This is a genomic window from Streptomyces sp. NPDC021020 (assembly GCF_044333285.1).
GTDB lineage: Bacteria > Actinomycetota > Actinomycetes > Streptomycetales > Streptomycetaceae > Actinacidiphila.
Genome location: NZ_JBIRQQ010000002.1, coordinates 229,879 through 254,332, shown reverse-complemented (window position 1 = coordinate 254,332; position 24,454 = coordinate 229,879). Strand labels below are relative to the sequence as shown.

Annotated in this window: 22 protein-coding genes; 9 read left to right on the top strand and 13 right to left on the bottom strand. The window is 74.0% G+C overall.

Annotation, left to right across the window (positions count from 1 at the left end):
* The first annotated feature begins 8 nt into the window (after positions 1 to 8).
* On the top strand, positions 9 to 803 hold the full coding sequence (locus ACH4SL_RS05480) for an arylamine N-acetyltransferase (protein ID WP_398442685.1): 795 nt from the start codon (positions 9 to 11) through the stop codon (positions 801 to 803).
* Here ACH4SL_RS05480 and ACH4SL_RS05475 read toward each other — a convergent pair.
* Positions 794 to 2,131 (bottom strand): PLP-dependent aminotransferase family protein, encoded by a 1,338-nt coding sequence (locus ACH4SL_RS05475; protein WP_398442097.1) that lies wholly within the window; start codon positions 2,129 to 2,131, stop codon positions 794 to 796. The two genes, ACH4SL_RS05480 and ACH4SL_RS05475, sit on opposite strands and share 10 nt — an antisense overlap.
* Positions 2,132 to 2,220: 89 nt before the next feature.
* Here ACH4SL_RS05475 and ACH4SL_RS05470 point away from each other — a divergent pair, with 89 nt between their 5' ends.
* On the top strand, positions 2,221 to 2,832 hold the full coding sequence (locus ACH4SL_RS05470; protein ID WP_398442096.1) for a DJ-1/PfpI family protein: 612 nt from the start codon (positions 2,221 to 2,223) through the stop codon (positions 2,830 to 2,832).
* 49 nt (positions 2,833 to 2,881) lie between these two features.
* Here ACH4SL_RS05470 and ACH4SL_RS05465 read toward each other — a convergent pair whose 3' ends face one another.
* From ACH4SL_RS05465 to ACH4SL_RS05425, 9 genes are all read right to left on the bottom strand, one after another.
* A complete protein-coding gene (locus ACH4SL_RS05465; RefSeq protein WP_398442094.1) occupies positions 2,882 to 3,211 on the bottom strand; it encodes a hypothetical protein in 330 nt (109 codons plus the stop codon).
* Positions 3,212 to 3,335: 124 nt separating this feature from the next.
* Positions 3,336 to 3,782 carry a hypothetical protein gene (locus tag ACH4SL_RS05460; protein WP_398442093.1) on the bottom strand — a complete coding sequence of 149 codons (447 nt, stop codon included), beginning with the start codon at positions 3,780 to 3,782 and terminating at the stop codon, positions 3,336 to 3,338.
* Positions 3,783 to 3,913: 131 nt separating this feature from the next.
* Entirely contained in the window at positions 3,914 to 5,149 is a 1,236-nt protein-coding gene (aroA, locus tag ACH4SL_RS05455; RefSeq protein WP_398442092.1) for a 3-phosphoshikimate 1-carboxyvinyltransferase, read from the bottom strand.
* A gap of 79 nt (positions 5,150 to 5,228) precedes the next feature.
* Positions 5,229 to 6,299, bottom strand: a complete 1,071-nt coding sequence (locus ACH4SL_RS05450) for a hypothetical protein (RefSeq protein ID WP_398442091.1) — start codon at positions 6,297 to 6,299, stop codon at positions 5,229 to 5,231.
* Positions 6,296 to 7,159: an ABC transporter ATP-binding protein gene (locus tag ACH4SL_RS05445; RefSeq protein WP_398442090.1), complete on the bottom strand. Its 864-nt coding sequence runs from the start codon at positions 7,157 to 7,159 to the stop codon at positions 6,296 to 6,298. The genes ACH4SL_RS05450 and ACH4SL_RS05445 overlap by 4 nt, the downstream gene beginning before the upstream one ends.
* Positions 7,156 to 7,563 (bottom strand): GntR family transcriptional regulator, encoded by a 408-nt coding sequence (locus tag ACH4SL_RS05440; protein ID WP_398442089.1) that lies wholly within the window; start codon positions 7,561 to 7,563, stop codon positions 7,156 to 7,158. Before ACH4SL_RS05440 ends, ACH4SL_RS05445 begins: the two co-directional genes overlap by 4 nt.
* 486 nt (positions 7,564 to 8,049) lie before the next feature.
* Positions 8,050 to 8,667 carry a bifunctional 4-hydroxy-2-oxoglutarate aldolase/2-dehydro-3-deoxy-phosphogluconate aldolase gene (locus ACH4SL_RS05435; protein WP_398442088.1) on the bottom strand — a complete coding sequence of 206 codons (618 nt, stop codon included), beginning with the start codon at positions 8,665 to 8,667 and terminating at the stop codon, positions 8,050 to 8,052.
* A gap of 215 nt (positions 8,668 to 8,882) precedes the next feature.
* A complete protein-coding gene (locus ACH4SL_RS05430; RefSeq protein WP_398442087.1) occupies positions 8,883 to 9,710 on the bottom strand; it encodes an AIM24 family protein in 828 nt (275 codons plus the stop codon).
* Positions 9,711 to 9,774: 64 nt separating this feature from the next.
* Positions 9,775 to 11,079 (bottom strand): ROK family transcriptional regulator, encoded by a 1,305-nt coding sequence (locus tag ACH4SL_RS05425; RefSeq protein WP_398442086.1) that lies wholly within the window; start codon positions 11,077 to 11,079, stop codon positions 9,775 to 9,777.
* A 148-nt stretch (positions 11,080 to 11,227) separates the two neighbouring features.
* Between ACH4SL_RS05425 and ACH4SL_RS05420 the strand changes: the two genes are divergently transcribed.
* From ACH4SL_RS05420 to ACH4SL_RS05405, 4 genes are read left to right on the top strand one after another with little or no spacing between them, the layout of a single operon-like run.
* A complete protein-coding gene (locus ACH4SL_RS05420; RefSeq protein WP_398442085.1) occupies positions 11,228 to 12,583 on the top strand; it encodes an ABC transporter substrate-binding protein in 1,356 nt (451 codons plus the stop codon).
* A 16-nt stretch (positions 12,584 to 12,599) separates the two neighbouring features.
* A complete protein-coding gene (locus ACH4SL_RS05415; protein ID WP_398442084.1) occupies positions 12,600 to 13,604 on the top strand; it encodes a carbohydrate ABC transporter permease in 1,005 nt (334 codons plus the stop codon).
* Positions 13,597 to 14,472 (top strand): carbohydrate ABC transporter permease, encoded by an 876-nt coding sequence (locus ACH4SL_RS05410; RefSeq protein WP_398442083.1) that lies wholly within the window; start codon positions 13,597 to 13,599, stop codon positions 14,470 to 14,472. The genes ACH4SL_RS05415 and ACH4SL_RS05410 overlap by 8 nt, the downstream gene beginning before the upstream one ends.
* A 20-nt stretch (positions 14,473 to 14,492) precedes the next feature.
* Entirely contained in the window at positions 14,493 to 15,848 is a 1,356-nt protein-coding gene (locus tag ACH4SL_RS05405; protein WP_398442082.1) for a GH1 family beta-glucosidase, read from the top strand.
* Between the two features lie 46 nt (positions 15,849 to 15,894).
* Here the strand turns inward: ACH4SL_RS05405 and allB are convergent, their stop codons facing one another.
* Complete coding sequence (gene allB, locus ACH4SL_RS05400) at positions 15,895 to 17,292, bottom strand: allantoinase AllB (RefSeq protein ID WP_398442081.1); 1,398 nt, start codon at positions 17,290 to 17,292, stop codon at positions 15,895 to 15,897.
* A 183-nt stretch (positions 17,293 to 17,475) separates the two neighbouring features.
* Here allB and ACH4SL_RS05395 point away from each other — a divergent pair, with 183 nt between their 5' ends.
* Positions 17,476 to 18,243 carry an IclR family transcriptional regulator gene (locus tag ACH4SL_RS05395; RefSeq protein ID WP_398442080.1) on the top strand — a complete coding sequence of 256 codons (768 nt, stop codon included), beginning with the start codon at positions 17,476 to 17,478 and terminating at the stop codon, positions 18,241 to 18,243.
* On the opposite strand, the gene ACH4SL_RS05390 is transcribed toward ACH4SL_RS05395, so the two are convergent.
* Together ACH4SL_RS05390 and ACH4SL_RS05385 are read right to left on the bottom strand one after the other, a co-directional pair.
* Positions 18,240 to 18,605, bottom strand: a complete 366-nt coding sequence (locus ACH4SL_RS05390; RefSeq protein ID WP_398442079.1) for a DUF5955 family protein — start codon at positions 18,603 to 18,605, stop codon at positions 18,240 to 18,242. The genes ACH4SL_RS05395 and ACH4SL_RS05390 overlap by 4 nt on opposite strands.
* Before the next feature lie 113 nt (positions 18,606 to 18,718).
* Entirely contained in the window at positions 18,719 to 21,004 is a 2,286-nt protein-coding gene (locus tag ACH4SL_RS05385; RefSeq protein WP_398442078.1) for a protein kinase, read from the bottom strand.
* A gap of 259 nt (positions 21,005 to 21,263) precedes the next feature.
* Here ACH4SL_RS05385 and ACH4SL_RS05380 point away from each other — a divergent pair, with 259 nt between their 5' ends.
* Positions 21,264 to 21,905, top strand: coding sequence for an NTP transferase domain-containing protein (locus ACH4SL_RS05380; RefSeq protein WP_398442077.1), 642 nt, complete (start codon positions 21,264 to 21,266; stop codon positions 21,903 to 21,905).
* A 910-nt stretch (positions 21,906 to 22,815) separates the two neighbouring features.
* Complete coding sequence (gene aceB, locus ACH4SL_RS05375; RefSeq protein ID WP_398442076.1) at positions 22,816 to 24,447, top strand: malate synthase A; 1,632 nt, start codon at positions 22,816 to 22,818, stop codon at positions 24,445 to 24,447.
* The last annotated feature ends 7 nt before the right edge of the window (positions 24,448 to 24,454 follow it).

Genomic DNA, 24,454 nt, shown 5'->3' with positions numbered 1-24,454 from the left:
GTACGGGCATGGACCCCGAACGTACGGACGCCTACCTCCGCCGGATCGGCGCCGCGCGGCCCGCCGCCGCCGACGCGGCCGCGCTGCGCGAGCTGCACCGCAGGCACCTGGTGAGCGTGCCGTTCGAGAACCTGTCGATCCATCGGGGTGAGGACATCGTCCTGACCGAGGACGCGCTCACCGACAAGATCGTCACCGGCCGCCGGGGCGGCTTCTGCTACGAGCTCAACGGCGCCTTCGCCGCGCTGCTGCGGTCGCTCGGCTTCGGCGTGGAGCTGCTGGCGGCACGCGGCTTCGGGGACGGCGGGCGGCTCGGTCCGCCGTACGACCACATGGCGCTGCGGGTCACGGGCGCGGACGGCGGCGGGCCGTGGCTCGCGGACGTCGGCTTCGGGCGGCACAGCACCTTCCCGCTCGACTACGCGAGCCGCGCGGAGCAGCAGGACCCCGGCGGGCGCTTCCGCATCGCCGACGCCCCGGACGGCGACCTGGACGTCCTGCACGACGGCACCGCCGCCTACCGGCTGGAGCAGCGGCCGCGTGAGCTGGGCGACTTCGAGGCGACGTGCTGGTACCAGCGCACCTGGCCCGACTCGTACTTCCGGCGCTCGCTCGTCTGCTCGCGGCTCACGGAGGACGGCGGCCGGACGACGCTCAGCGGGCGGACGCTCGTCCGGACGGACGGCGAAGGCCGCCGCGAGGAGCGGGAGTTGGGAGGGGACGAGGTGCTGGCCGCCTACCGCGAGCACTTCGGCATCGCCCTCGACCGCGAGCCGGTCGCCGTCACCGAACCTCAGGCGTAGGCGTCCTCGGTGACGACCTGCCGCACCGTCCGCAGCGTCGTCCTGAGGCGTTCAGGGTCCGTCGAACCCAGCGCGAGGCGGAGCGCCTGCGGCGGGTGCGGCGAGGTGGCGAAGGGCTCGGCGGTGCTGACGGAGATGTTCCGGCGCGCGAGGGTGGCGGTCAGCCGGTCGGCGCGGGCGTCGTCGGGCAGCGGCAGCCAGGTGAAGTAGGACGCGGGGTGGCCGACGATCGGCAGGCCGGCCAACTCCTGGGCGGCGATCGCCTGGCGGGCCCTGGCGTCGTCCCTCTTGCGCGCCTCCAGGCGGTCCACGGTCCCGTCGTCGAGCCAGCGGCAGGCGAGCGCGGTGCCGAGCGCCGGGGTGTTCCAGACGGTCGCCCGGATCGCGCGTTCCAGCGGCGCCACCAGATGCGGCGGTGCGACGACGAAGCCGACCCGCAGTCCGGTGGCGACGCTCTTGGACAGCCCCGAGACATGGACGGTGACGTCGGGCGCGGTCGCGGCCAGCGGCGGTGGCGCGTCCTCGGCGAGATACGCGTACGAGGCGTCCTCGACGACGAGCGCGCCGTGCCGCCGGGCGATCGCGGCCAGGCGGGTGCGGTCGGCCGCGGGCACGACCCAGCCGAGCGGGTTGTGCAAGGTGGGCATGGTGTAGACCGCGCGCACGGGGCGGGTCGCGCACAGCCGCTCCAGGGCGTCGAGGTCCGGCCCGGCGGCGGTCACGGGGACGGGCTCCAGGTCCAGGTGGAAGGCGTGCGCGAGCACCTTGAAGCCCGGGTAGGTGAGGGCGTCCACGGCGACGACGTCACCGGCGGTGAGCGCGGCCATGACGGTGACGGCCAGGCCGTGCTGGGCGCCGCTGACGACGAGGATCCGGTCGGGGTCGGCGGGGATCCCCCGGCGCCGCAGGTGGCGCGCGATCGAGGCGCGGTCCTGGGGGCGCCCCCGGTGCGGCTGGTAGCGCAGCAGGGAGTCCAGCTCACCCGCGGTGGCGACCTCCCGCAGCGCCCGGCGCAGGAGGTCGGACTGCTCGGGCAGCACCGGGTAGTTGAAGTTGAGGTCGACGGCGTCACCCGCGACGGCCTGCTGGTCGATGCCGTGTCCCGCGGGCACCGCGAGGTCGCGGACGAAGGTGCCGCGGCCCTGCTCCCGGCTCACCAGGCCCATCGCCTCCAGTTCGGCGTAGACGCGGGTCGCGGTCACCACGGCGATGCCCTCGCGGGCGGCGAGCGCGCGGTGCGTCGGCAGCCGCCCGCCCGGGGGCAACCGGCCCGCGCGGATGTCGGACGCGAAGGCGTCGACCAGGGTCTTGTACCGCGAGGCCGCCATGGAGCGGATTGTATCCATGACAATTCTTTGACTGTCCCGTCCGCGGGTCCTTACCGTCGGGGCCCACTCCTGGCGGAAGGACAGCAGCCGTGCACATCGCCATCCTCACCTTCGAGGGCTACAACGAACTCGACTCCCTGATCGCGCTCGGGGTGCTCAACCGCGTCCGGGCGGACGGCTGGCGGGTCACCCTCGCCTGCCCCACTCCCACCGTGACGTCGATGAACGGCGTGACCGTCGCGCGGATGTCCACCCTCGAAGAGGCCTGCGAGGCCGACGCCGTGGTCGTCGGCAGCGGTGTCGCCACCCGGGAGGTCGTCGAGGACCCCGCGGTCATGGGCGTGCTGCGCGGTCTTGACCCGGCACGCCAGCTCATCGCCGCGCAGTGCTCGGGCGCGCTGGTACTGGCCCGGCTCGGCCTGCTCGACGGCGTTCCCGCCTGCACCGACCTGACCACCCGGCCCTGGGTCGCGGCCGCCGGGATCGAGGTCCTCGACCAGCCGTTCTTCGCGAAGGACAGCGTCGCCACCGCGGGCGGCTGCCTCGCCTCGCACTACCTCGCAGCCTGGCTGATCGCCCGCCTCGCGGACCCCGGGGCCGCCACCGAGGCGCTGCACTACGTCGCACCGGTCGGCGAGAAGGAGGAGTACGTGGCGCGCGCCTGGCGCAACATCACGCCCTACCTGCCCGCGTACGTCTGAGGCACCGCCGCGGGGTGCCGGAGCCGCGGGGCCCGGCACCCGCGGGGCGTCAGAAGGAGAAGACGACCGACCGGAAACCCTGCGGCAGGGCGGCGCCCGCGTACGGCGGCAGCGAGTAGTGCGGGCCGTCGCAGTCCGGCCCGACGAAGACGGTGGCCGACGCGTCGGTGTCGTTGACGGCGTGGGTGGCGGGCGGCAGGTCCCAGTCCGCGACCTCGGGCAGCGTGACGCACTCGCGGCCGGGCGGGTTCACCAGCGCCTTCTGGCCCTGGTAGGTCCGGTAGGCGAACGCGCCGTCGGCGGCGTGCGCCGACACCGGGAAGGACAGGGCGACGCCGACCGCGCAGGTCACGGCGGCGAGAGTCGTACGGATACGCACGAAGGGTCCCTTTCGTGGGGGTGGGCGAACAGCGGCCACCCTAGATCGGGACATCCGCGGCGAAACGGTTCTTCCGTACGGGACACCCCCGCGCCCCACCCGCCCGGCCCACGGCCGCGCGCCGTCAGGCCTTGCGCTTGTCGAACTCCGCCGCGACCGCGTGGATCGGGCCGCGGCCCTCCAGGGTCACGCTCTTGCCGTCCGCCATGGTGATCGTGACGGGCTGCCAGTTCTTGCCGCTCTCGACCGTGACGGACGCGATGCGCTCCAGCGCGATCTCGCCGAGGTGGTCGCCGACCCGGTTCAGCATCGGGTCGGCCGTCCACACGTGCAGGGCGCTGTCGCTGACGCCGAAGACGACCGCGGCGTCCAGCGGTATGGCGGTCTCCGCGGTCATCTTCTTCGCTGCCGCGCGCGCCGCGGGCCTGGCGATCAGGTAGTTGCCGAGCGGCGAGAGCATCCGCGCCGGGCCGAGCGCGGTGTCGACCCGGGCGTAGGCGGCCGCCACGATCTTCTGGTCGCCGAGCGACTCGGTCAGGACATCGGCCAGTTCGCCGTCTTTCGCGTGCATCAAACGCTCCCGTTCGGTCAGGGGGGTGCGGAAACCAGCCACCCCGCTCGTCCGGACCATGATGGCCGGGCCCGCGGGCCCGTGCAGCCGATCACCTGGATTCCCGGACGCCACACGGAAGTTGTAGCCCCTCAGACGTCCCAGCGGGCCCGCAGGTCCGCGAAGAACTCGTGGAAGTCCGGGAAGGTCTTCTTCACGCACGACGGGTCGTCGAAGGTCGTGCCCGGATTGCGCAGGCCCGCGACCGCGAAGCTCATCGCCATCCGGTGGTCGCCGTGGCAGGCGATCTCCACCGGGCGCGGGGTGCCCGGCTGGATCTCGATCCACTCCCGGCCGGTCTCGACCTGGATGCCCTGCGCCCGCAGGTTCTCCGCGCACGCGTCCAGCCGGTCGCACTCCTTGACGCGCGTGTTGTAGACGTCCTCGATGCGCACCGGACCGTCCGCGTAGGGGGCGATCGCGGCGAGCGTCGGCATGGTGTCGGAGATGTCGCGCATGTTGACCGTCACGCCGGACAGCCGCCCGGTGCCGGTGACCGTCGTCGCGTCCGGGCCGATCTCGACGTCGGCGCCCATCTGCCGCAGCACCTCCACGAATTGCAGGTCGCCCTGCAGCGCGCCCTGCCCGAGACCCGGTACGGTCGCGGTCCGCCCGGCGAGCGCGGCCGCGGCGAAGACGTAGCTGGCGGCGGACGCGTCGGGCTCCACGGCGTAGTCCGCGGGGCGGTAGCCGCCGGGCGGGACCACGAAGGTGTCGCCCTCGCGCGCCACGTCCACGCCGAAGCTGCGCATCATCGCCAGCGTGATCTCGACGTAGGGCACCGACACGATGCCGGTCACCCGGATCCGCAGGCCGTCGGCGGTGAGCGGGCCGGTCATCAGCAGCGCGGTCAGGAACTGCGACGACAGGCTCGCGTCCAGCTCCACCTCGCCGCCCTTGATGCCCGCGGCCCGCACGGTCAGCGGCAGGTGGCCCTCGGCCGCGTCGTGCGTCAGGTCCACGCCGAGCGCGCGCAGCGCCCCGGTGAGCGGTGCGACGGGGCGGCGGCGCATCTGCGCGGAGGCGTCGAAGCGGTAGGTGCCGCGGTGGCCGGCGGCGGCGAGCGCGGGCAGGAAGCGGGCGGCGGTGCCCGCGTCGCGGCAGTCGACGTCCGCGGCGGCCGCGGGGGGCCCGTCCGGGCTGCCGGTGACACGCCACGCGCCGTCCGTGCGCGCCACCCCGTACCCCAGCGCCGCCAGGCCCTGCGCGAAGCCGTCGGTGTCGTCCGAGAGCAGCGGCCTGCGCAGCACGCTCTCCCCGCCCGCCGCGGCCGCCAGGAACAACGCCCGAGCCGTCACGGACTTCGACCCCGGTACGTCGACGTTCACCACTGCCTCCCGCCTCGCCGCGGGACACTCCCCCGGCGGCCCGATCCTACGGGCCCCGGCCCGCCCCGCCCGCGCCGTCTCAGCCCGCGGTCAGGCTGGTACGCCGGACGCTCAGCCACACCGCCGCGAGCGCGAGCACGCCGAGCCCCGCGTAGCCGGAGGCCAGGATCGCGTGGAAGCTGCCGATGCGGTCGGCGGGCTGGTAGACGAGGCGGGTCATCAGGTGGTGGCGGGTCATGCACGGCAGCAGCCGGTCGGGGGCGAAGTCGTCCGGGACGGTGAAGGGGCACATCCGGCGCAGCCCGGCGGCGTCCAGGGGCCGCCCGGCCGCGTCGTAGAGGTTGCCGACACGGTCCGGCGAGAGCGTGATGCCACCGCTGACCTTCAGCGCGTTCGGGCCGCCGACCGGCCCCGGGTCGCTCGTGCCGTCCCCGATCGCCCGGAAGCGGGAGACGGGCGTCATCAGGTACGGGTAGCGGTAGCCGACCAGCACGAACAGCCCCACGAACCCGGCCACCGCGGCCATCGCCGCGGGCAGCACCCGGCGGATCACGGCGCCGAGCGCGACCCCCACCGCGAACATCGCCACGCCCAGCGCGAGCGGCAGCATGCCGGAGTCCAGGAACGTGTCGCCGTCGAAGAGACCGCCGCCGCTCACGTCGCTCATCACCCGCGCGACCCGGTCGGCGGCCAGCGATATCGCCGCCGTGCACAGCGCCGTGCAGCCGCCCAGCAGGGCGGTCTTCGTCCACAGCCAGCGCTGCGGCGAGACGTCCTGGCTCCAGGCCAGCAGCAGCGTGCGCTGCTCGTGCTCGCGCGCCAGCAGCGGCACGCCGAGGAAGACGGCGATCAGCAGCGGCTCGTACTCCACGAACTGCAGGAGGTGGTCCGCGACGCGGAAGGGCCCGGTCTCCGACGACAGCGCCGCGTCCTGCGGGGTGCCCGGCAGGCACGGGCGGTCGTGGCACTGGTGGAGGTACACCGTCATCTCGTGCCCGAGCCAGGCCAGCCAGCCGGTCAGCACGACGGTGAGGCCCACCGCGCACAGCAGCGCCCAGCGGTGCTGGCGCCAGGTCAGCCACAGCAGACCGGAGAATTCCCCCCGGCGGGAGGTCTCCACCGCCACCACGGGATGTGCTGCCACGCTCATGCCACGGCCTCCGGCGCCTTGAGATACGTCAGGACGAGCTCCTCCAGCGACAGCGGCCGCGAGGTCCAGCCGGGAGCGACCACCGCGGGCCGTAACCCCACCTCCTCGCGGACGGTGAAGACCGACTGCCGCTCCGTGTGCCGCGCGGCCACCACCTGCCCGGGCCCCGGCGGCCGCTCCGCGCGCGGCCCGCTCAGCCGGACGTGCCCGGCCAGCAGGTCCCCGATGTCGCCGGTCAGCACGGGGCGGCCCGCCGCGAGCAGCAGCAGATGGTCGCCGACGCCCGCGAGTTCGGCCACGATGTGGGTCGACAGCATCACCGTCATACCGGTGTCCGCCACCTCCCCCATCAGCTCGCCGGTCACCTCGGTACGGGCCACCGGGTCCAGGCTCGACAGCGGCTCGTCCAGCAGCAGCAGCGCGGGCCGCGACCCCAGCGCCACCGCCAGCGCGACCTGGGCGCGCTGCCCGCCCGAGAGCTTCCCGCACGGGCGGTCCAGCGGCACCGCGAAGCGCTCCAGCCAGGCCATGGCCCGCCCCTGGTCCCACACGCGGTTGGCGGCCCGCCCGAAACGCAGCATGTCCGCGGGGCTGAAATCCCGGTAGAGCGGCTTGTCCTGGGCCAGGATCGCCACCCGCGCGGCGCCCTCCCCCACGGGCCGCCCGTGCACCCGTACGTCCCCGGCCGTCGCCGGAAGCAGCCCGCTCACAACGCTCATGAGGGTGGACTTCCCGGCGCCGTTCGCCCCCACCAGGGCGATCACACCCCCGGCGGGGAGCCGGAAGGAGCAGTCACGCAGGGCCTCGACCCTGCGGTAGCGCTTGCTCAGGCCCTCGGCCTCCACGGCGTAGGCGGTCATGCGACGCCGCCCTCCTTCCCCGCCGTACGCGCCTCCTCGGCCAGCACCGAGGCGATCAGGGCCCGCACGTCCTCCGCTTCCAGCCCGGCCTCGCGGGCCTGCCCCGCCCACCGCGCGAAACTCGCCCGCAGCCGCGCCATCACATGCGGGTCGGCTGCGCCGAGCTCCCCGCTCACGAACGTCCCCGCCCCCTGCCGGGCCTCCACCAGGCCCGAGAGCTCCAGCTCCCGGTACGCCTTCAGGACGGTGCTCGGGTTCACCGTGCACGCGGTGACCACACTCCGGACGGTGGGCAACTGGTCGCCCGGTCTCAGCACGCCCATCCGCAGTGCCTCGCGGACCTGCGTCACGAGCTGGGCGTACGCGGGCACGGTGCTCGTCCTGTCGACATGGAGGTCGATCACTTTTCTCCTCGCGGAGGGCCGGGGAATTGTTCTGGTCAAGTAGAACACTAGCTCACCGACACGGCAAGAGCCCGGCTCTCCGCCGTGGGGGGTACCCGCGCCTGACGGCGCGGGGTGTTTCCCACCTCCAGCCACCCGTGCACGAGGTAGCAAAAGTTGCGGTCTCCCTGTGGGGGTGACTCGCCATCGGGGGCGAACCCGCCGTGCCCGGACATCACCCCCACCGGCAGGCAGCCGCCACTCCGGCCGGGAGGGGGACGATCCGGGGGTGCCCCCGCAGGAATGCGCACGCAGGCCCCGTCACGCTCGGGAAGAGGCCAGACGCGCATTCCGAGGAGGTGCCCCCGGAGTGGCCCCCGACCCACCGCCGGGCCGCCGCGAAGGGGCGCGAGGCTGCATCTCATATGCGGCTGGCGCCGCGCGGGCGCGAGCAACCACCCACCGGGAGAAGGTCCCGAAACGACCAGAACCAGCCCCCCGGAGGGGCTACGCCGCCAAGCGATCCAAAAGCTCGGACAGCCGCTTGCTCACCGTCAAGCGGTCGCCAGACGTAAGCGCCGAACCGAGACCCACCGCCACCGCGCCCGCCGCGATCCACTCGGGCGCCGCCGCGAGCGTGATCCCGCCGATCGGGATGAGCGGCGCCTGCGGGAGCACCGCGCGGACCTCGGCCACCCACGCGGGGGTGAGGGAGACCGCGGGGTAGACGGTCAGCGCGTCCGCGCCGAGTTCGAGGGCGCGCACCGCCTCGCCCGGGGTGGCGACCCCGGGAAAGACGGGCACCCCGTAGCGGTGCCCGGCGCGCAGCACGCCCTCGTCCAGGTTCGGCGCGAGCAGAAACCGCGCTCCCGCCTCGATCGCGAGCCGCGCGGACACCTCGTCCAGAACCGTCCCCGCCCCGACGATCGCGTCGTCGCCGACCTCCCGCACGAGCGTGGTGACCGCTTCGAGCGCGAAGGGCGTGGTGAGGGAGATCTCCAGGGTCGTGAGCCCGGCGGACAGCAGGGTGTCGGCGGTGGCGGCGGCCTGGTCGTACGTCTCGGTGCGGATGGTGGCGAAAACCCGTTGTGCGAGCGCGGCCCGGGTGGTCTCCCAGCGGTACACGGAGGATCTCGGTCCTTCCCTAGCGGTGCTGCACGGCGGTGCGGGTGCGCGGGATACGGAGAGCGCGATCAGAACGCTACCCGCACGGCGGGGCGCGTCCGCCGGACGTTCCGGCAGCTGTCACCGCACCGTGACACGACCGGGGCAAGCCTCCGCCTGCGGGGGCGTACGGGCCCCCGCGCACACCGGCTCGGAACCCGCCGCCCTCGCGGGATTCAGCCCGCGTGCGTGGAGAACAGCCCTCCCGTGGGCCCCTGCTTGTCGCCGCCCTGGGCCTTCTTGAGCGCGTTGGCGAGGCCCTCGATGGTCATGGACTGGAGGATGACCTGGCCGTCGCCCTCCAGCGTGGCCAGCGACAGGCCCTCGCCGCCGAAGACGGCGTTCATGATGCCCTGGCGGTTGAGGCCGCCGATCCGCTGGATGCCGTACCGGATGCCTTCCTCGAAGGCGACGATGCAGCCGGTGTCGACCTCGATGCGGCCGCCGAAGTCCGCCGGGTTGAGGTCGATGAAGTTGCCCGCGCCCGCGATGACGACGGTGCCGTGGCCGGTGAACTTCTCCAGGACGAAGCCCTCGCCGCCGCTCATGCCCTGCCGCCCGCCGACGAAGGCGATGCCGAACTGGACGGTCTCCTCGGCGGCCACGAAGGCGTCCTTCTCGGCGAACCAGGCGCGCGAACCGGACAGCTCCAGGGCGCGCATCTCGCCGGGCAGCACCCCCGCGAAGCCGACCGTGCCCTCGCCGCCGGAAGCGGTGAAGTACTGGAAGGCGAGCGACTCGCCGGCCAGCGCGCGCTGGCCGACCTGCATCGCGGTGCCCATGGCCTGCCGCAGCAGCCCGCCCATGCCCCCGGCGCCCCCGCCACTGCCCGCACCACCGGCCCCCGCGCCGCCGCGGGGCTGGCCGCCGAGCCGCGTCTCCATGGAGACGTTGGCGGTCTTGAAGAGGAATTTCCCGGCCTCGCAGTAGACCGTCTGCCCGGGGCTGAGGGTGCAGACGGCCATCTGCATGGCGTTGCCGACGATCTGCTGCTGGAGCGTCACCGCGGGCCTCCTTGAAACGAACGATGCCGAAAGGGGCGAAACCGGTACGGTTCGCGCCCTCCCGTCAACGTACCGCCCGGGCGACCCGGTTCCGCGCCGGAAGGGCCGCGTCGCCGGCCCGATCGGCGTCGCCCTGGACCGGCAGCCGCACCGTACGCTCCCCGCCGGTGTCCAGGAAGCGGGCGAGCGGCAGGGTCGCGGCGCCGACGGTGACGGCGTCGGTGCCGAGCCGGCCCAGCTCGATGGAGGTCTGGGCGCAGGGGTGGTGCAGCGCGTACGCGGCGGCGACGTCCCGGACGGTGGGCAGGATGCGCGGGCCGAGCATGAGCCCGGCCCAGCCGCCGAGCACGATGCGGTGCGGGTTGAAGAGGTTGATCAGGTCGGCGATGCCCGCGCCCAGGTACTCGGCGGCCTCGGCGAGCAGCGCGTCGGCCTCCGGGTCGGTGTCGGCGGCGGCGAGCAGCGCGGCGAGCGCGGTCTCCTCGCTGACGTCCTGCGGTGCCGCGGGCCATCGTCCGAGCAGCGCCTCGGCGCCGACGTAGGCCTCCAGGCAGCCGCGCGAGCCGCAGCGGCAGGTGCGCCCGCCGACCCGCAGGGTGGTGTGGCCCCACTCCCCCGCGCTGCTGCTGGCACCGTGGTAGGGCTTTCCCTCGGTGACGACGCAGGCGCCGACGCCGGAGCCGATGAGGGCGATCACGACGTTGCCCGACCCGCGTCCGGCGCCGAACCACATCTCCGCCTGGCCGAGGGTCTTGGCGCCGTTGTCGATGAAGAGCGGCAGCGTGGTGCCCGCCCGCAGCAGCCGGCCGAGCGGGACGGCGTCCCAGCCGATGGTCTGGCTGTGCACGACGATCCCCGACCCGTCGCCGGGGAGGGCGTCGGGAAGGGCGTTGTGGGCGACGATGCCGGGTACGCCGATGCCGACGCCGAGCACCTCGCTGTCGTCGATCCCGGCCTCCCGGACGACCCCGGCGATGCCCCGGAGGGCGAGGCTCACGACGTGGTCGACGTCGTGCCCGCTGTCGGACAGCGGCAGGTCGGCGGCGGCCCGTTCGGTCAGCGCGAGGTCGAAGAGCTCGACCCGGACCCGGGTCTCGCCGACGTCCACGCCGACGACGTAGCCGTAGCCCGGGGCGACCTGGAGCAGCATCCGGGGGCGGCCGCCGTCGGACTCGACGGCCCCGGCCTCCTCGACCATGCCGTCGGCGATCAACTCTCCAACGACGTTGCTGATCGACCCGGCGCTGAGCCCGGTGTCCCGGCCCAGCTCCTGGCGGCTCAGGGGACCTTCGAAATACAAATGACGCAGAAGCGATGCACGGTTGCCGCGCCGCAGGTCACGCACGGTGCGCTTGCCTCGCTCAGCCATCGAGTCTCCCTCCCGGGGGGTCCGGCGTGAATCTATCGCTGCACAGGGTCTTGACGCCACCTTTTCTCACAAGTTAAATCACGGCCTGAAATAAGGCACAGGCGCTGTTCACTTCCTGAAGCGATCCCACCCCTGAGAGGGAACCGTTATGCGCACCAGCACCTCCAGCAGACTCGTCGCGGCCACCGCCCTCGTGGCCGCGCTGGGTCTCACGCTCGCCGCCTGTGGTGGCGGCGACGACGACAGCAGCAGCGGCAGCAGCGGCGGCAGCAAGTCCTCGGGCGACAGCCTGAAGGGCCAGACGATCACGTACTGGGCCAGCAACCAGGGCACCAGCATCGACGCCGACAAGAAGACCCTGGCCACCGAGACGGCCAAGTTCACCCAGCAGACCGGCATCAAGGTCAACGTCGAGGTCATCGGCTGGGCGGACCTGCTCAACCGGATCCTGGCGGCGGCCACCTCCGGCCAGGGCCCGGACGTGCTCAACATCGGCAACACCTGGTCGGCCTCCCTCCAGGCCACCGGCGCCCTCATGCCGTGGGACGACGCCGCCTTCCAGACCATCGGCGGCAAGGACCGCTTCTCGCCCGCGGCCATCGCCTCGGCGGGTGCGGAGGGCAAGGACCCGGCCGCCGTGCCGATCTACTCGATGGCGTACGGTCTGTACTACAACAAGAAGCTGTTCGCCGACGCCGGCATCGCGAACCCGCCGACCACGTGGGACGAGCTGGTCAGCGACGCGACCAAGCTCACCAAGGACGGCAAGTACGGCCTGGCGGTCGAGGGCGCGAACGGCGCCGAGAACATCCACCACATCTTCGTGCTCGCCAAGCAGCGCGGCGCGAGCTGGTTCGACGACAAGGGCAACCCGACCTTCACGGGCCCGCAGCAGGTCGCCGCGGTCAAGCAGTACATCGACTTCATCGCGGCCAACAAGGTTGCGGCGAAGGGCGACGCCGAGTACGACCAGAACCAGACGATCACCGACTTCGCGACCGGCAAGGCCGCGATGATGATGTGGCAGACGGCCGCCGCGAGCATCGCCTCGCACGGCATGAAGCCCGACGAGTACGGCGTGGTGCCGGTCCCGACGCAGACCGCGGGCGCCACCGGTGACGCGGGCGTGACGTCGATGGTGGCCGGTATCAACATCGCCATCTTCAACGACACCAAGCACAAGGAGGCCTCGGAGGCCTTCGTGAAGTTCATGACCAGCACCGACGAGCAGAAGGTGCTCAACAGCAAGTACCAGTCGATCCCGCCGGTCATCGAGGCGCAGAGCGACCCGGCCTTCCAGACCCCGGACCTGAAGGTCCTGGGCCAGGTGCTGCAGAAGTCGGCCGCCCCGCTGCCGCAGGTCGCCAACGAAAGCCAGTTCGAGAACCTCGTCGGCCCCGCCGTCAAGGGCCTGTTCGCCGACGCCGCCGCCGGCAAGCCGGTCACGGACGACTCCGTCAAGGCTGCGCTGCAGCACGCGCAGCAGCAGATGCCGACGTCGTAAGGACCGGCCCTCCTCCATGACTGCCACCGCCCCCCCGAGGCGCGTGCCCGAAGCCGGCCCCGACAGCGGGAAATCCGCTGCCGGCGGCCGGCTGCGGCCGCGTGTCATCGAACGCATCCGCCGCGGCGGACTCCCGTACCTGATCCTTCTCCCCGCCGTCCTGGTCGAGTTGCTGATCCACATCGTGCCGATGGTCTTCGGCATCATGATCAGCTTCAAGAACCTCACCCTGTTCTACATCCACCACTGGAACAAGGCGCCCTGGGACGGCTTCGACAACTACAAGGCCGCCGTCAAGATCCACCAGCCGATCGGCCAGGAGCTGCTGCACTCGTTCTGGGTGACGCTCTCCTACACACTGCTGTCGGTCGCGCTGTCCTGGCTGCTCGGCGTCACCGCCGCGATCCTGCTCCAGGACAAGTTCCGCGGCCGCGGCCTGATCCGCACGGTCTTCCTGGTGCCGTACGCGCTCCCGGCGTACGCGGCGCTGATCACCTGGACCTTCATGTTCCAGCACGACACCGGTCTGGTGAACCACGTCCTGCACGACCAGCTGCACGTCACCTCCAGCAAGTCCTTCTGGCTGCTGGGCGACAACGCCTTCTGGTCGATGGTGATCGTATCGGTGTGGAAGTCCTGGCCGTTCGCCTTCCTGGCGCTGATGGCCGGTCTGCAGAACGTCCCGCGCGAGCTGTACGAGGCCGCCTCCATGGACGGCGCCGGGGTCTGGCAGCAGATCCGCAAGATCACCATGCCGGCCCTGCGGCCGGTCAACCAGGTGATCGTGCTGGTGCTGTTCCTGTGGACGTTCAACGACTTCAACACGCCGTTCGTGATGTTCGGCCAGAACCCGCCGCACCAGGCGGACCTGATCTCCATCCACATCTACCAGTCGTCGTTCATCAACTGGAACTTCGGTTCGGGCTCGGCCATGTCGGTGCTCCTGCTGCTCTTCCTGCTCGTGGTGACCGCGATCTACCTGCTGGTCACGTCCAGGGGAAGGAGCGAGAGCGATGTCTAAGTCCCGGTTCTCCGAGCAGCCGTCCCCGATGGCGCAGCCGAAGTCCTTCCTGTGGACCCGGCGTGTCGTGCTGACGCTCCTGCTGGCCTTCGTGCTCATCCCCGTGTACGTGATGGTCAGCTCGTCCCTGAAGAACCTCCAGGACGTGCAGGGCTCCTTCAAGTGGATACCCCACAGCCTGACGATCAAGCCGTACGTGGACATCTGGAAGACCATCCCGCTCGCGCACTACTTCGTGAACTCGCTGATCGTGTGTGTGAGCGCGACCGTCTTCTCGGTGCTGCTGGCGATCTTCGCGGCGTACGCGGTGAGCCGCTACCGCTTCGCGGGCCGCAAGGTCTTCACGGTGTCCGTGCTGGCCACCCAGATGTTCCCGGGCATCCTCTTCCTGCTGCCGCTGTACCTGATCTTCGTCAACATCGGCAACACGACGGGGATCACGCTCAACGGCAGCCGGCTCGGGCTCATCATCACCTACCTCACCTTCTCGCTGCCCTTCTCCATCTGGATGCTGGCCGGCTACTTCGACTCGATCCCGCGCGACCTCGACGAGGCCGCGAAGGTCGACGGCTGCGGCCCGATCCGTGCGCTGTTCCAGGTCGTCGTGCCGGCCGCCGTGCCGGGCATCGTCGCCGTGAGCGTGTACGCGTTCATGACGGCCTGGGGTGAGGTGCTCTTCGCGTCGGTCATGACCAACCAGTCCACCCGGACACTGGCGGTCGGCCTGCGCGAGTACGCCACCCAGAACGACGTGTACTGGAACCAGGTCATGGCCGCCTCCATCGTGGTGAGCGTGCCGGTGGTCGCCGGATTCCTGCTCCTCCAGCGTTACTTGGTCGCCGGGCTCACCGCCGGCGCGGTCAAGTGACCCCTCCCGAAAGGCAGCTTGTGAACGACCTGAGCGCTCTTCCCGCCGATTTCGTCTGGGGCGCGGCCACCGCCGCCTACCAGATCGAAGGCGCCGCGGACGAGGACGGCCGGGCCCCGTCCATCTGGGACACCTTCTCCCACACCCCCGGCAAGGTCGACGGCGGCGACACCGGCGACGTCGCCTGCGACCACTACCACCGCACGGCCGAGGACATCGGTCTCATGAAGACCCTCGGCCTGGACGCCTACCGCTTCTCCGTCGCCTGGCCCCGCGTCATCCCGCAGGGCTCCGGCGAGGTCAACGCGGCCGGTCTCGCCTTCTACGACAAGCTGGTCGACGACCTGCTGGAAGCGGGCATCACCCCCAACGCCACCCTCTACCACTGGGACCTCCCGCAGGCCCAGCAGGACCGGGGCGGCTGGCCCGAGCGTGACACGGCGGAACGTTTCGGCGACTACGCGGCCGTGGTCGCGCAGGCACTGGGCGACCGCGTCAAGAACTGGGCGACGCTCAACGAGCCGCTGTGCTCGGCCTGGATCGGCCACCTGGAGGGCAACATGGCCCCCGGGTGGACGGACCTGACCGCGGCGGTCCGCGCGTCGTACCACCTGCACGTCGGGCACGGCCTGGCCGTGCAGGCGCTGCGGGCGGCGCACTCCGACGTCCAGGTCGGCATCGTCAACAACCTCAGCCCGTGCGAGCCGGCCACCGACCGGGAGGCGGACGTCGCGGCGGCTCGCCGGGCCGACGGCCACACCAACCGCTGGTGGCTCGACCCGATCCACGGCCGCGGCTACCCGCAGGACATGGTCGAGCACTACGGGGTCGAACTGCCCGTCAAGGACGGCGACCTGGAGTCCATCGCGGCGCCGCTGGACTGGCTGGGCCTGAACTACTACTTCCGCAACGTCATCGCCGACGACCCGACCGGCCCCGCACCGCACGCCAAGTCGGTGTACCTGCCGGGCGTGCGCCGCACCGCGATGGACTGGGAGGTCAACGCGGACGGCCTGGAGCAGCTGCTGGTCCGGCTGCACGAGGAGTACGGCGCGCGGAAGATCTTCGTCACCGAGAACGGCTCCGCCTACCGCGACACGGTCGGCGCCGACGGCCAGGTCGACGACCCGGAGCGCACGCAGTACCTGGAGGAGCACCTCGCCGCCTGCGCCCGCGCGGTCCGCCGCGGGGTGCCGCTGGCCGGCTACTACGCCTGGTCGCTGCTGGACAACTTCGAGTGGGCGTACGGCTACGACAAGCGCTTCGGCCTCGTCCACGTCGACTACACCACCCAGAAGCGCACCATCAAGGGCAGCGGCCGACGGTACGCCGAGATCATCGCGGCGCACCACCGCAAGGCGCGCCGCGCCGCCTGACCCCGCTGTACCCGCGAGGGGTGACGTCACCGGTCCCGCCGGTGCGTCACCCCTTTCCGGGTTCCCGGGCCAGCAGCCGGCCGGCCGGGGCGCCCACCGGGGAGCCGCCGGACGCGACCCGGCGGCCGCGCAGCCAGGTCTCGCGCACCACGCCGTGCAGGGTGCGGCCGGCGTAGGCGGTGACGGGGTTGCGGTGGTGCAGCCGGACGGGGTCGACGGTGAAGACGGCGTCCGGGTCGAGCACCGCGAAGTCGGCGTCCCGGCCGGGCGCGACGGCGCCCTTGGCGGCGAGCCCGGCGAGCGCCGCGGGCCCGGCCGCCATCCAGCGGGCGACGTCACCGAGGGTGTGGCCGCGGCGGCGCGCCTCGGTCCACACCGCGGACAGGCCCAGTTGGAGCGAGGAGATGCCGCCCCAGGCCTCGGCGAAGTCACCGGTGTCGCGGCGCTTGAGGGCGAGCGTGCAGGGCGAGTGGTCGGAGACGACGCTGCCGATCGTGCCGTCGGCGAGCGCGGCCCACAGCGCGTCCCGGTTGGCGGCCTCCCTGATCGGCGGGCAGCACTTGAACTCCGTTGCGCCGTCCGGGACTTCCTCGGCCGTCAGGGTCAGGAAGTGCGGGCAGGTCTCGGCGCTCACCGGCACACCCGCGCCGCGCGCCGCGGCGATCAGCGGCAGCGCGGAGGCCGACGACAGGTGCAGGACGTGCACACGGGCGCCGAGCCGCGCGGCCAGCTCCACCAGGCCCTCGACCGCGCGCTCCTCGGCGGCGGGCGGCCGGGAGGCGAGGAAGTCGGCGTAGCGCGGGCCCGGTTGCTGCGGCGCGCCGCCGATCACCGCGGGGTCCTCGGCGTGCACGATCAGCAGCCCGCCGAAGCCGGCGATCTCGGCGAGCGCGGCGGACAGCTCCGCCGGGGACAGCGGCGGGAATTCGTCCACGCCCGACGGGAGCAGGAAGCACTTGAAGCCGAAGACGCCCGCGTCGTGCAGCGGCCGCAGGTCGGCGGTGTTGCCGGGGACCGCGCCGCCCCAGAAGCCGACGTCGGCGTGCAACCGGCCGCGTGCGGCGGCGCGTTTGACCTCCAAGTGGGCGGCCGTCGTGGTGGGCGGCAGGCTGTTGAGCGGCATGTCGACGAGCGTCGTGACACCGCCCGCGACGGCGGCGGCGGTGGCCGTCGCGAAGCCCTCCCACTCGCTGCGGCCGGGGTCGTTGATGTGCACATGGGTGTCGACCAGGCCCGGGAGCAGCACGTCCGTCCCGAGGTCGTGGACGGTTACGCCGGGCGGCAGGGGCGCGTCGTGCGCGAGCACCGCGGTGATCACCCCGCCGCGTACGGCCACGGTCGCCGGGCGCTCACCCTCGGGGGTGACGACGCGGGTGGAGCGCAGCACCAGATCGGGGGCTGCGGGCTCGGTACGTGCGGCGGGCTCGGCGTGTTCGGCGTCCAACGGGCAGCCTCCGGGGGCGAGTTGCGGCGGGGCGGGGACACGTCGCCAACGACCCTGTCGACGCTGCTGACCGACATGGTGGAGAGCCCTCGGCCCGGCCGTCAAGGGCGGTAGGATTCCGCACAGCGAAAAACGCCTTCCACGACCGGCCGCACCGCCGGTGTCGACCAGAGGGGACCGCACGTGCCTGCGGAGCGCACCGGGAGCGTCCAGTCCCTCGAACGGGCCTTCGGGCTGCTGGAGCGGCTGGCCGACGCGGGCGGCGAACTCGGTCTGAGCGAGCTGTCCGCCGCGAGCGGGCTGCCGCTGCCCACCATCCACCGGCTGATGCGCACCCTGCTCGCCGGGGGTTACGTCCGCCGGCAGCCCAACCGCCGCTACGCGCTCGGCCCGCGGCTCATCCGGCTCGGCGAGACGTCCGCGCGGCTGCTCGGCACCTGGGCCCGGCCGTACCTGGCCGAGCTGGTCGAGGCGACCGGCGAGACCGCCAACATGGCGCTGCTGGACGGCGACGAGGTCGTCTACGTCGCGCAGGTGCCCTCCCGGCACTCGATGCGGATGTTCACCGAGGTCGGGCGGCGGGTGCTGCCGCACTCCACGGGTGTCGGCAAGGCGCTGCTCGCCGGGCTGCCCGCCGCGGAGGTCCGCGCGCTGCTGGCGCGTACCGGTATGCCCGCCGCGACCGACGCCACCATCACCGAGCCCGAGGCCTTCCTCGCCGAGCTGGAGCGCGTCCGGGCCGCCGGCTACGCCGTCGACGACGGCGAGCAGGAGACCGGGGTGCGGTGCCTGGCGGTGAGCGTGCCGGGATCCCCGGCGTCCGCCGCGATCTCCGTCTCGGGCCCGGCGGCCCGTGTCACCGACGCGGCGACGGAGAAGATCGTGCCCGTCCTGCACGCCGCGGCGCGCGGGCTCGGGGCGGCGCTCAGCGGCGCGGGAGGCGCGACCTAGCGCGGGAGGCGCGGCCTGGCCGGGACGGGCTGCGCCAGCTGCCGGTTCAGCTCCTGCTCCACCGCCTCGCGCAGCGCCGCCACCGGGGCGGCGAGCGCGCTCACCGAGCCGAGGGCCGCCGCGATCAGCAGCAGAGACTGGCGCAATTGCTCGGGCGCCGGGGTGCCGCCGCCGGCCTGCCGGTCCAGCTCGGCCAGCTCCTCCTCCGCGACCGCCCGGTCGGGTAAGAAACGGCGGTATTCGGCGACTTCCCGCTCAAGGCGGGTCACCGCGGTACGTAACGACACGTCACCGCCGACCGCCGGCCGTACGGGACCTTCGCTGCGGTCTCCTTTGACCACACGCGTCTCCCCCACAAACATTCGCCCCTGCCTCGCGCGTACCTCTTGCCCCACCGATTCCGCCTCTCGGGTACCGGGGTCGATCAGTAAACGCCCTGTACCGCAATTGCGCCACACGGTCGGCGAAAGATGCGTCAAAGTCGCTGCGCGGGCCACACCGACAGGTCGAAGGTCGCGTACCCGTCCGGGCCGGTGGCCGGGGACAGGCTCCTGACCGTCACCAGGGCGACGGTGCCGTCCGTGCCGACCACGCACAGCCGCGACTCCTGGACGAGCCCGGTCCGCGGGAGCACCTGGACCGCCCCGCCGCGCGGTGTGACGCTGCACTGCTCGCGCGTGCCGGGATCCTGCGGGGAGAGCAGCACGAGGGAGCTCCGGGAGGGCGCGGCGACCAGGGCGTCGCCGGTGCCGTCGTAGCCGAACGTGCCGCTGTCCGCGCCCTCCTGGAGGCGCAGAGGGTCGGCGGTGAGGTCCAGCCCCTGGCCCGCGTGCAGCGTGACCGCGAGGTAGTCCCGCTGCGCGTCGCCGCCCGGCGCGGGCGCGTCGCCGGTCGGGCTCGGGCTGGGGCTCGGGCTCGCCGCCCCGCCGCCGGGCGCGGGCGAGGTGGCGGTGGAGTGCGGCACGGCGGAGGCGGACGAGTGGTCCGCGGACCCGTCGCCGTCGAGGCGGCCGGCCACGATGAAGCCGCCGGCGACCGCGGCCGCGAGCGCGACCCACACCGCGGGCCCGCCCCCGCGCCGCTTGTGCCCCGCGGACGGCGGCACGAACACCGGCACGCCGTGCGCGGGTGTCGCGCCCGGCGGTACGGGCGGCTGCGGCGGCACGGTGACGCCGGCGGCGGGGGTCGCACCCGGCGGTACGGGTGGCTGCGGCGGCACGGTGACGCCGGCGGCGGGCGTGGGTACGGGCGGTTGCGGCGGCGCCGCGAAGCCCGCGGCGGGCGCGGACGGCTGCGGCGGCATGGCAACGCCGCCGGCGGGGGTCGCACCCGGCGCGACCGGCGGCGCGGGCGGCACCGGCGCACCACCGACGGGCGTCACGCCCGGCAGCACGGTCAACTGCGGCGGTACGGCGACGCTCCCGGCGGGCGCGGGCGGTTGCGGCGGTACCGCGACACCACCGGCGGGCGTCGCACCCGGTGCGACCGGCGGCACCGGCGCGCCCCCCGCGGGAGCCGTGCCCGGCGGTACGGCCGACTGCGGCGGTACGGCGACGCCACCAGCTGTGTTCGGCGCAGCCGCATCCGGCGGTACGGCCACCCCGCCCGCGGGCGTCGCACCCGGCGGAAGCGGCACGACCGGCGGACCTGGCGGTACGGCCGACTGCGGCGGCACGGGCACACCCCCGGCGGGCGCGGCCGGCTGCGGCGGTACGGCGACGCCACCGGCAGGCGTCGCCCCCGCCGGTACGGCCACCCCGCCTGCAGGCGTCGCACCCGGCGGAAGCGGCACGGCAACGCCCCCGGCAGGCGTCGCACCCGGCGGCACGGCAGCGCCTCCAGCGGGCGTCGCCCCCTGCGCAACCCCCGCCTCCGCGGAGGGGGCCGGGGGGACGGGGGCGCCCCCCGTGGCCGGGTTCGGCGGCGTCGGCCAGGTGCCCGGCGGTGGGAGAGGCGGGAGGGGCGGGGGGAGGGTCAGGAGGGTCTGGAGGGGGACGGGGAGCCAGGGGTCGGGACGGCGGCCGTGCCCCGCCTGCGCGCACATCGCGACGACCTGCGAGGGCGAGGGCCGCAGCGCCGGGTCCTTGATGAGGCAGCGGGTCACGATCTCCCGCAGCTCGCCGGGGAGTTCGTTGAGATCGGGCTCCTCGGTGAGCTTGCGGCCGGTGTCCGGGTCGAAGGGCGCGGTCCCGATCGCGGCGTACGCGGCGAGCTGGCCGAGCGCGAAGACGTCGGTCGCGGGCACGGGCGCCTTGTCCGCGGCCTGCTCCGGCGAGGAGAAGGCGGGGATGCCGGGCGCGTCGGCGGCGGCGCGCGTCACGCCGTAACCGGTGACGCGCGGCCCGTCCGCGGCGAGCAGCACCGTGCCGGGGCCCAGCCCGGCGTGCACGACGCCCGCGTGGTGGACCGCGCGCAGCGCCTCCGCGACCCCGGCGACCAGCCGCAGCACCGTCGGCACGGGCAGCGGCCGCCCGGTGTCGCTGACGGCGGCGTGCAGCGACAGCGCGGGAACGTACCCGGCGGCGAGCCAGTAGCGCGCGCCGTCGTGCCCGCTGCCGAGCACCGGCACCGTGTAGGCGCCGCTCACCCGGCGTACGGCCTGGACGTCGTGCTCGAAGGCGGCGGCGAAACCGGCGCGGGCGGCGAGTTCGGGCCGGACCGCGGTGAGGGCGACGGGGTGGCCCGCGGGCGCGTACGCGAGGTAGACCGGGCCGAGCGAGCCGACGCCGAGCCGGGCGGCGACGCGGTGCCCGCCGATCACGGCCGGATCGTCCGGCGTGAGCGGCTGATACAGCGGCCCCGGGTGGCCGGGGTACCCGGGGGCGGCGTGACCCCCGGTGTGCTGAGCGCCCATCAGTCCCCGTTCCTCGGGCCTACGCGGACAAGCCCGCCGGCGCGGGCGCCGGCCGGGCCGTGCGACGCTGGTGCCGCCCCTCCCGGCCCGTGGCCAGACGATACCGGAAGCAGCGGGGGCGGCCGGAACCCGTTCGGACGCACGCCGGGCGCGGTATGCAGGAGTCATGGACTCTCACGGCGAGGTGGCCGGCCTGCTGCTCGCGGCCGGCGGCGGGCGGCGGCTCGGCGGCCGCCCGAAGGCGCTGCTGGCCCACCGCGGGCGGCCGCTGGTCGAGCACGCGGCCGAGGCGCTGCGGGCGGGTGGCTGCGGGCCGGTGCACGTGGTGCTGGGCGCGGGCGCGGAGCGGGTACGGGCCGAGGCGCGGCTCCCGGGCTGCGTGGCGGTGGACAACCCGCACTGGGCGGACGGCATGAGCACATCGCTGCGCGCGGGCCTGGCCTCGCTCGCGGCGGCCCGGCCGCGGCCCGCCGCGGTCGTCGTCGCGCTGGTCGACCAGCCGGGCGTGGGCGCGGCGGCGGTGGCGCGCGTGGTGGCGGCCGCCCGCGCGGGCGAGGACCTGCTCTCGGCGCTGGTGTCGGCGGTGTACGGGGAGCGGCGCGGCCACCCGGTGCTGATCGGCGCGGCCCGCTGGTCCGGGGTCGCGGCGAGCGCGACGGGCGACAGCGGCGCGCGGGCGTACCTGCGCGAGCACGCCGAGCAGACGCTGCTGGTCGACTGCGCGGCCGTCGCGGACCCCGCGGACATCGACACCCCCGCCGACCTCCACCTCCTGGCCCCGCCCGGGCCCCGCACGGAACAACGTTGAGTCTCCCCCCGGACGGCACCAGGCGCACCGGACCGCCAGGCCCCGGCCCGGACGGCACCGGGCCCCGCCCCGGCAGCCGGCCCCGCCGAGCGGCGCCGCACCCCTGCCGGACGGTAGCCGCCCCCGCGGGCGAAGCGGCCGAGCCCCGCGGGACCGCATCACGCCCCGGACGTGCCCAAGACCCCCGTCCGCTGGACGCGAGCCCCTGCCGCACGCCGCCAGGCCCCACCCGGGCTGCGTCGGGCACCGCCACGTCCCGCCCCGGGCGGGCGCGGCCCCCCGGCGGGCCCCACCCCGAACCACGCCACATCCCACCCCCGGCGGCACCGGACCTCCTGCGGCGCAGGCCCCGACCGGGCCCAACCCCACCCCCGCGGCGCAGGCGCCCACCGGGCCCACCCCAGACCGCGCCCCTCCCGCCCCGGCGGCGCCGGGCCTCCCGCGGCACAGGCCCTACCGCGCCCCCCGCGGCGCCGGGCCTCGCCGGGGCGCACTCCCCCCCGCGGCGCGGGGCCCCACCGGGCCCTACCCCAGCACCACGGCGCCGCCCCCTCCAGGCCCCGCCCCGGGGCCACGCCACATCCCGCCCCCGGCGGCACCGGGCCACCCGTGACGCAGGCCCCACCGGCCGTACCCACCCCCGTGGCCCTGACCCCCGCCAAGCCGTACCCCCGCCGCGGGCGGCGCGGCCCCCACCGGCCGTACCCCACCCCCGGGCGGCGCGGCCCCCGCCAGGCCGTACCCCCGCCGCGGCGGGGCACGCGTGGCTCCAGCCCCCGCCGGGATGGCATTGAGCTTCCGCAGTGCGAAAACTATGCTTCGCCATGCAGAAGATCCACCCGACACCGGTCTCCCCGGCGCAAGCCAACCGCCGTGCGGCCACCGGCCCAGTCCAGGAGGAACCGACCGCATGTCCGCACCGACACCGCCGTCCGCAGCCGCCGTCGTCACCGGGACCGGCGGGCACGCCGTGCCGCGTCAGGAGGAGGTGCTGACGCCCGCGGCGCTGGAGTTCCTCGCCGGGCTGCACCGCCGCTTCGCCCCGCGGCGCGCCGAGCTGCTCGCGCTGCGCGCCGCCCGGCGCGCGGAGATCGCCCGCACCGCGACGCTCGACTTCCTGCCGGAGACCGCGCACGTCCGCGAGGACGACAGCTGGCGGGTGGCGCCCGCGCCGCCCGCGCTGGAGGACCGCCGGGTCGAGATCACCGGGCCCACCGACCGCAGGATGACGGTCAACGCGCTCAACTCCGGCGCCCGCATCTGGCTCGCCGACTTCGAGGACGCCTCCGCCCCCACCTGGACCAACGTCGTCGGCGGCCAGCTCAACCTGACCGACGCCTACGCGCGGCGCATCGACTTCACCACCCCCGAGGGGAAGTCCTACGCGCTGCGCCCGGCCGAGGAGCTGGCCACCGTGGTGGTGCGGCCGCGCGGCTGGCATCTGGACGAGCGGCATCTGACCGTGGACGGCGAGCCGGTGCCGGGCGCGCTCGTCGACTTCGGGCTGTACTTCTTCCACAACGCGCAGCGGCTCCTCGACCTCGGCAAGGGCCCGTACTTCTACCTGCCCAAGACCGAGTCGCACCTCGAAGCCCGGCTGTGGAACGACGTGTTCACCTACGCGCAGGACGCGCTCGGCATCCCGTACGGCACGGTCCGCGCGACCGTCCTGATCGAGACGATCACCGCGGCGTACGAGATGGAGGAGATCCTCTACGAGCTGCGCGACCACGCCTCCGGGCTCAACGCGGGCCGCTGGGACTACCTCTTCTCGATCGTGAAGAACTTCCGCGACGGCGGCGAGCGCTTCGTGCTGCCCGACCGCGCCGCGGTCACCATGACCGCGCCCTTCATGCGCGCCTACACCGAACTGCTGGTGCACACCTGCCACAAGCGCGGCGCGCACGCGATCGGCGGCATGGCGGCGTTCATCCCCTCGCGGCGCGACCCGGAGGTCAACGCGACGGCGTTCGAGAAGGTCCGGGCGGACAAGGACCGGGAGGCCGCCGACGGCTTCGACGGCTCCTGGGTCGCCCACCCCGACCTCGTGCCGATCGCCCGCGCGTCCTTCGACGCCGTGCTCGGCGACCGCCCGCACCAGAAGGACCGGCTGCGCGAGGACGTGCGCGTGACGGCCGCCCAGCTCATCGACATCGCCTCGCTGGACGCCCGCCCGACCGCCGCGGGGCTGCACAACGCGGTGCAGGTGGGCGTGCGCTACATCGAGGCGTGGCTGCGCGGCATGGGCGCGGTCGCGATCTTCAACCTCATGGAGGACGCGGCCACCGCCGAGATCTCCCGCTCGCAGATCTGGCAGTGGGTCAACGCCGGGGTGGTGCTGGACGACGGGCAGAAGGTGACCCCGGAACTGGTGCGCGAGGTCGCCGCCGACGACCTCGCGGCGATCCGCGCGGACCTCGGCGAGGACGCCTTCGCGGCGGGCCGCTGGGAGGAGGCGCACGAGCTGCTGCTGCGGCTCGCGCTGGACCGCGACTACGTCGAGTTCCTGACGCTGCCCGCCTACCGGCAGCTCGCGGACTGAGCCGCCC

Coding starts and splice junctions, on each gene's coding strand:
- ACH4SL_RS05450 (WP_398442091.1), bottom strand. CDS start 6,299: ATGAGCGTGGCAGCACATCCCGTGGTGGCGGTGGAGACCTCCCGCCGG.
- ACH4SL_RS05475 (WP_398442097.1), bottom strand. CDS start 2,131: ATGGCGGCCTCGCGGTACAAGACCCTGGTCGACGCCTTCGCGTCCGAC.
- ACH4SL_RS05380 (WP_398442077.1), top strand. CDS start 21,264: ATGGACTCTCACGGCGAGGTGGCCGGCCTGCTGCTCGCGGCCGGCGGC.
- ACH4SL_RS05480 (WP_398442685.1), top strand. CDS start 9: ATGGACCCCGAACGTACGGACGCCTACCTCCGCCGGATCGGCGCCGCG.
- ACH4SL_RS05410 (WP_398442083.1), top strand. CDS start 13,597: ATGTCTAAGTCCCGGTTCTCCGAGCAGCCGTCCCCGATGGCGCAGCCG.
- ACH4SL_RS05460 (WP_398442093.1), bottom strand. CDS start 3,782: ATGCACGCGAAAGACGGCGAACTGGCCGATGTCCTGACCGAGTCGCTC.
- ACH4SL_RS05420 (WP_398442085.1), top strand. CDS start 11,228: ATGCGCACCAGCACCTCCAGCAGACTCGTCGCGGCCACCGCCCTCGTG.
- aceB (WP_398442076.1), top strand. CDS start 22,816: ATGTCCGCACCGACACCGCCGTCCGCAGCCGCCGTCGTCACCGGGACC.
- ACH4SL_RS05415 (WP_398442084.1), top strand. CDS start 12,600: ATGACTGCCACCGCCCCCCCGAGGCGCGTGCCCGAAGCCGGCCCCGAC.
- ACH4SL_RS05445 (WP_398442090.1), bottom strand. CDS start 7,159: ATGACCGCCTACGCCGTGGAGGCCGAGGGCCTGAGCAAGCGCTACCGC.
- ACH4SL_RS05390 (WP_398442079.1), bottom strand. CDS start 18,605: ATGTTTGTGGGGGAGACGCGTGTGGTCAAAGGAGACCGCAGCGAAGGT.
- ACH4SL_RS05425 (WP_398442086.1), bottom strand. CDS start 11,079: ATGGCTGAGCGAGGCAAGCGCACCGTGCGTGACCTGCGGCGCGGCAAC.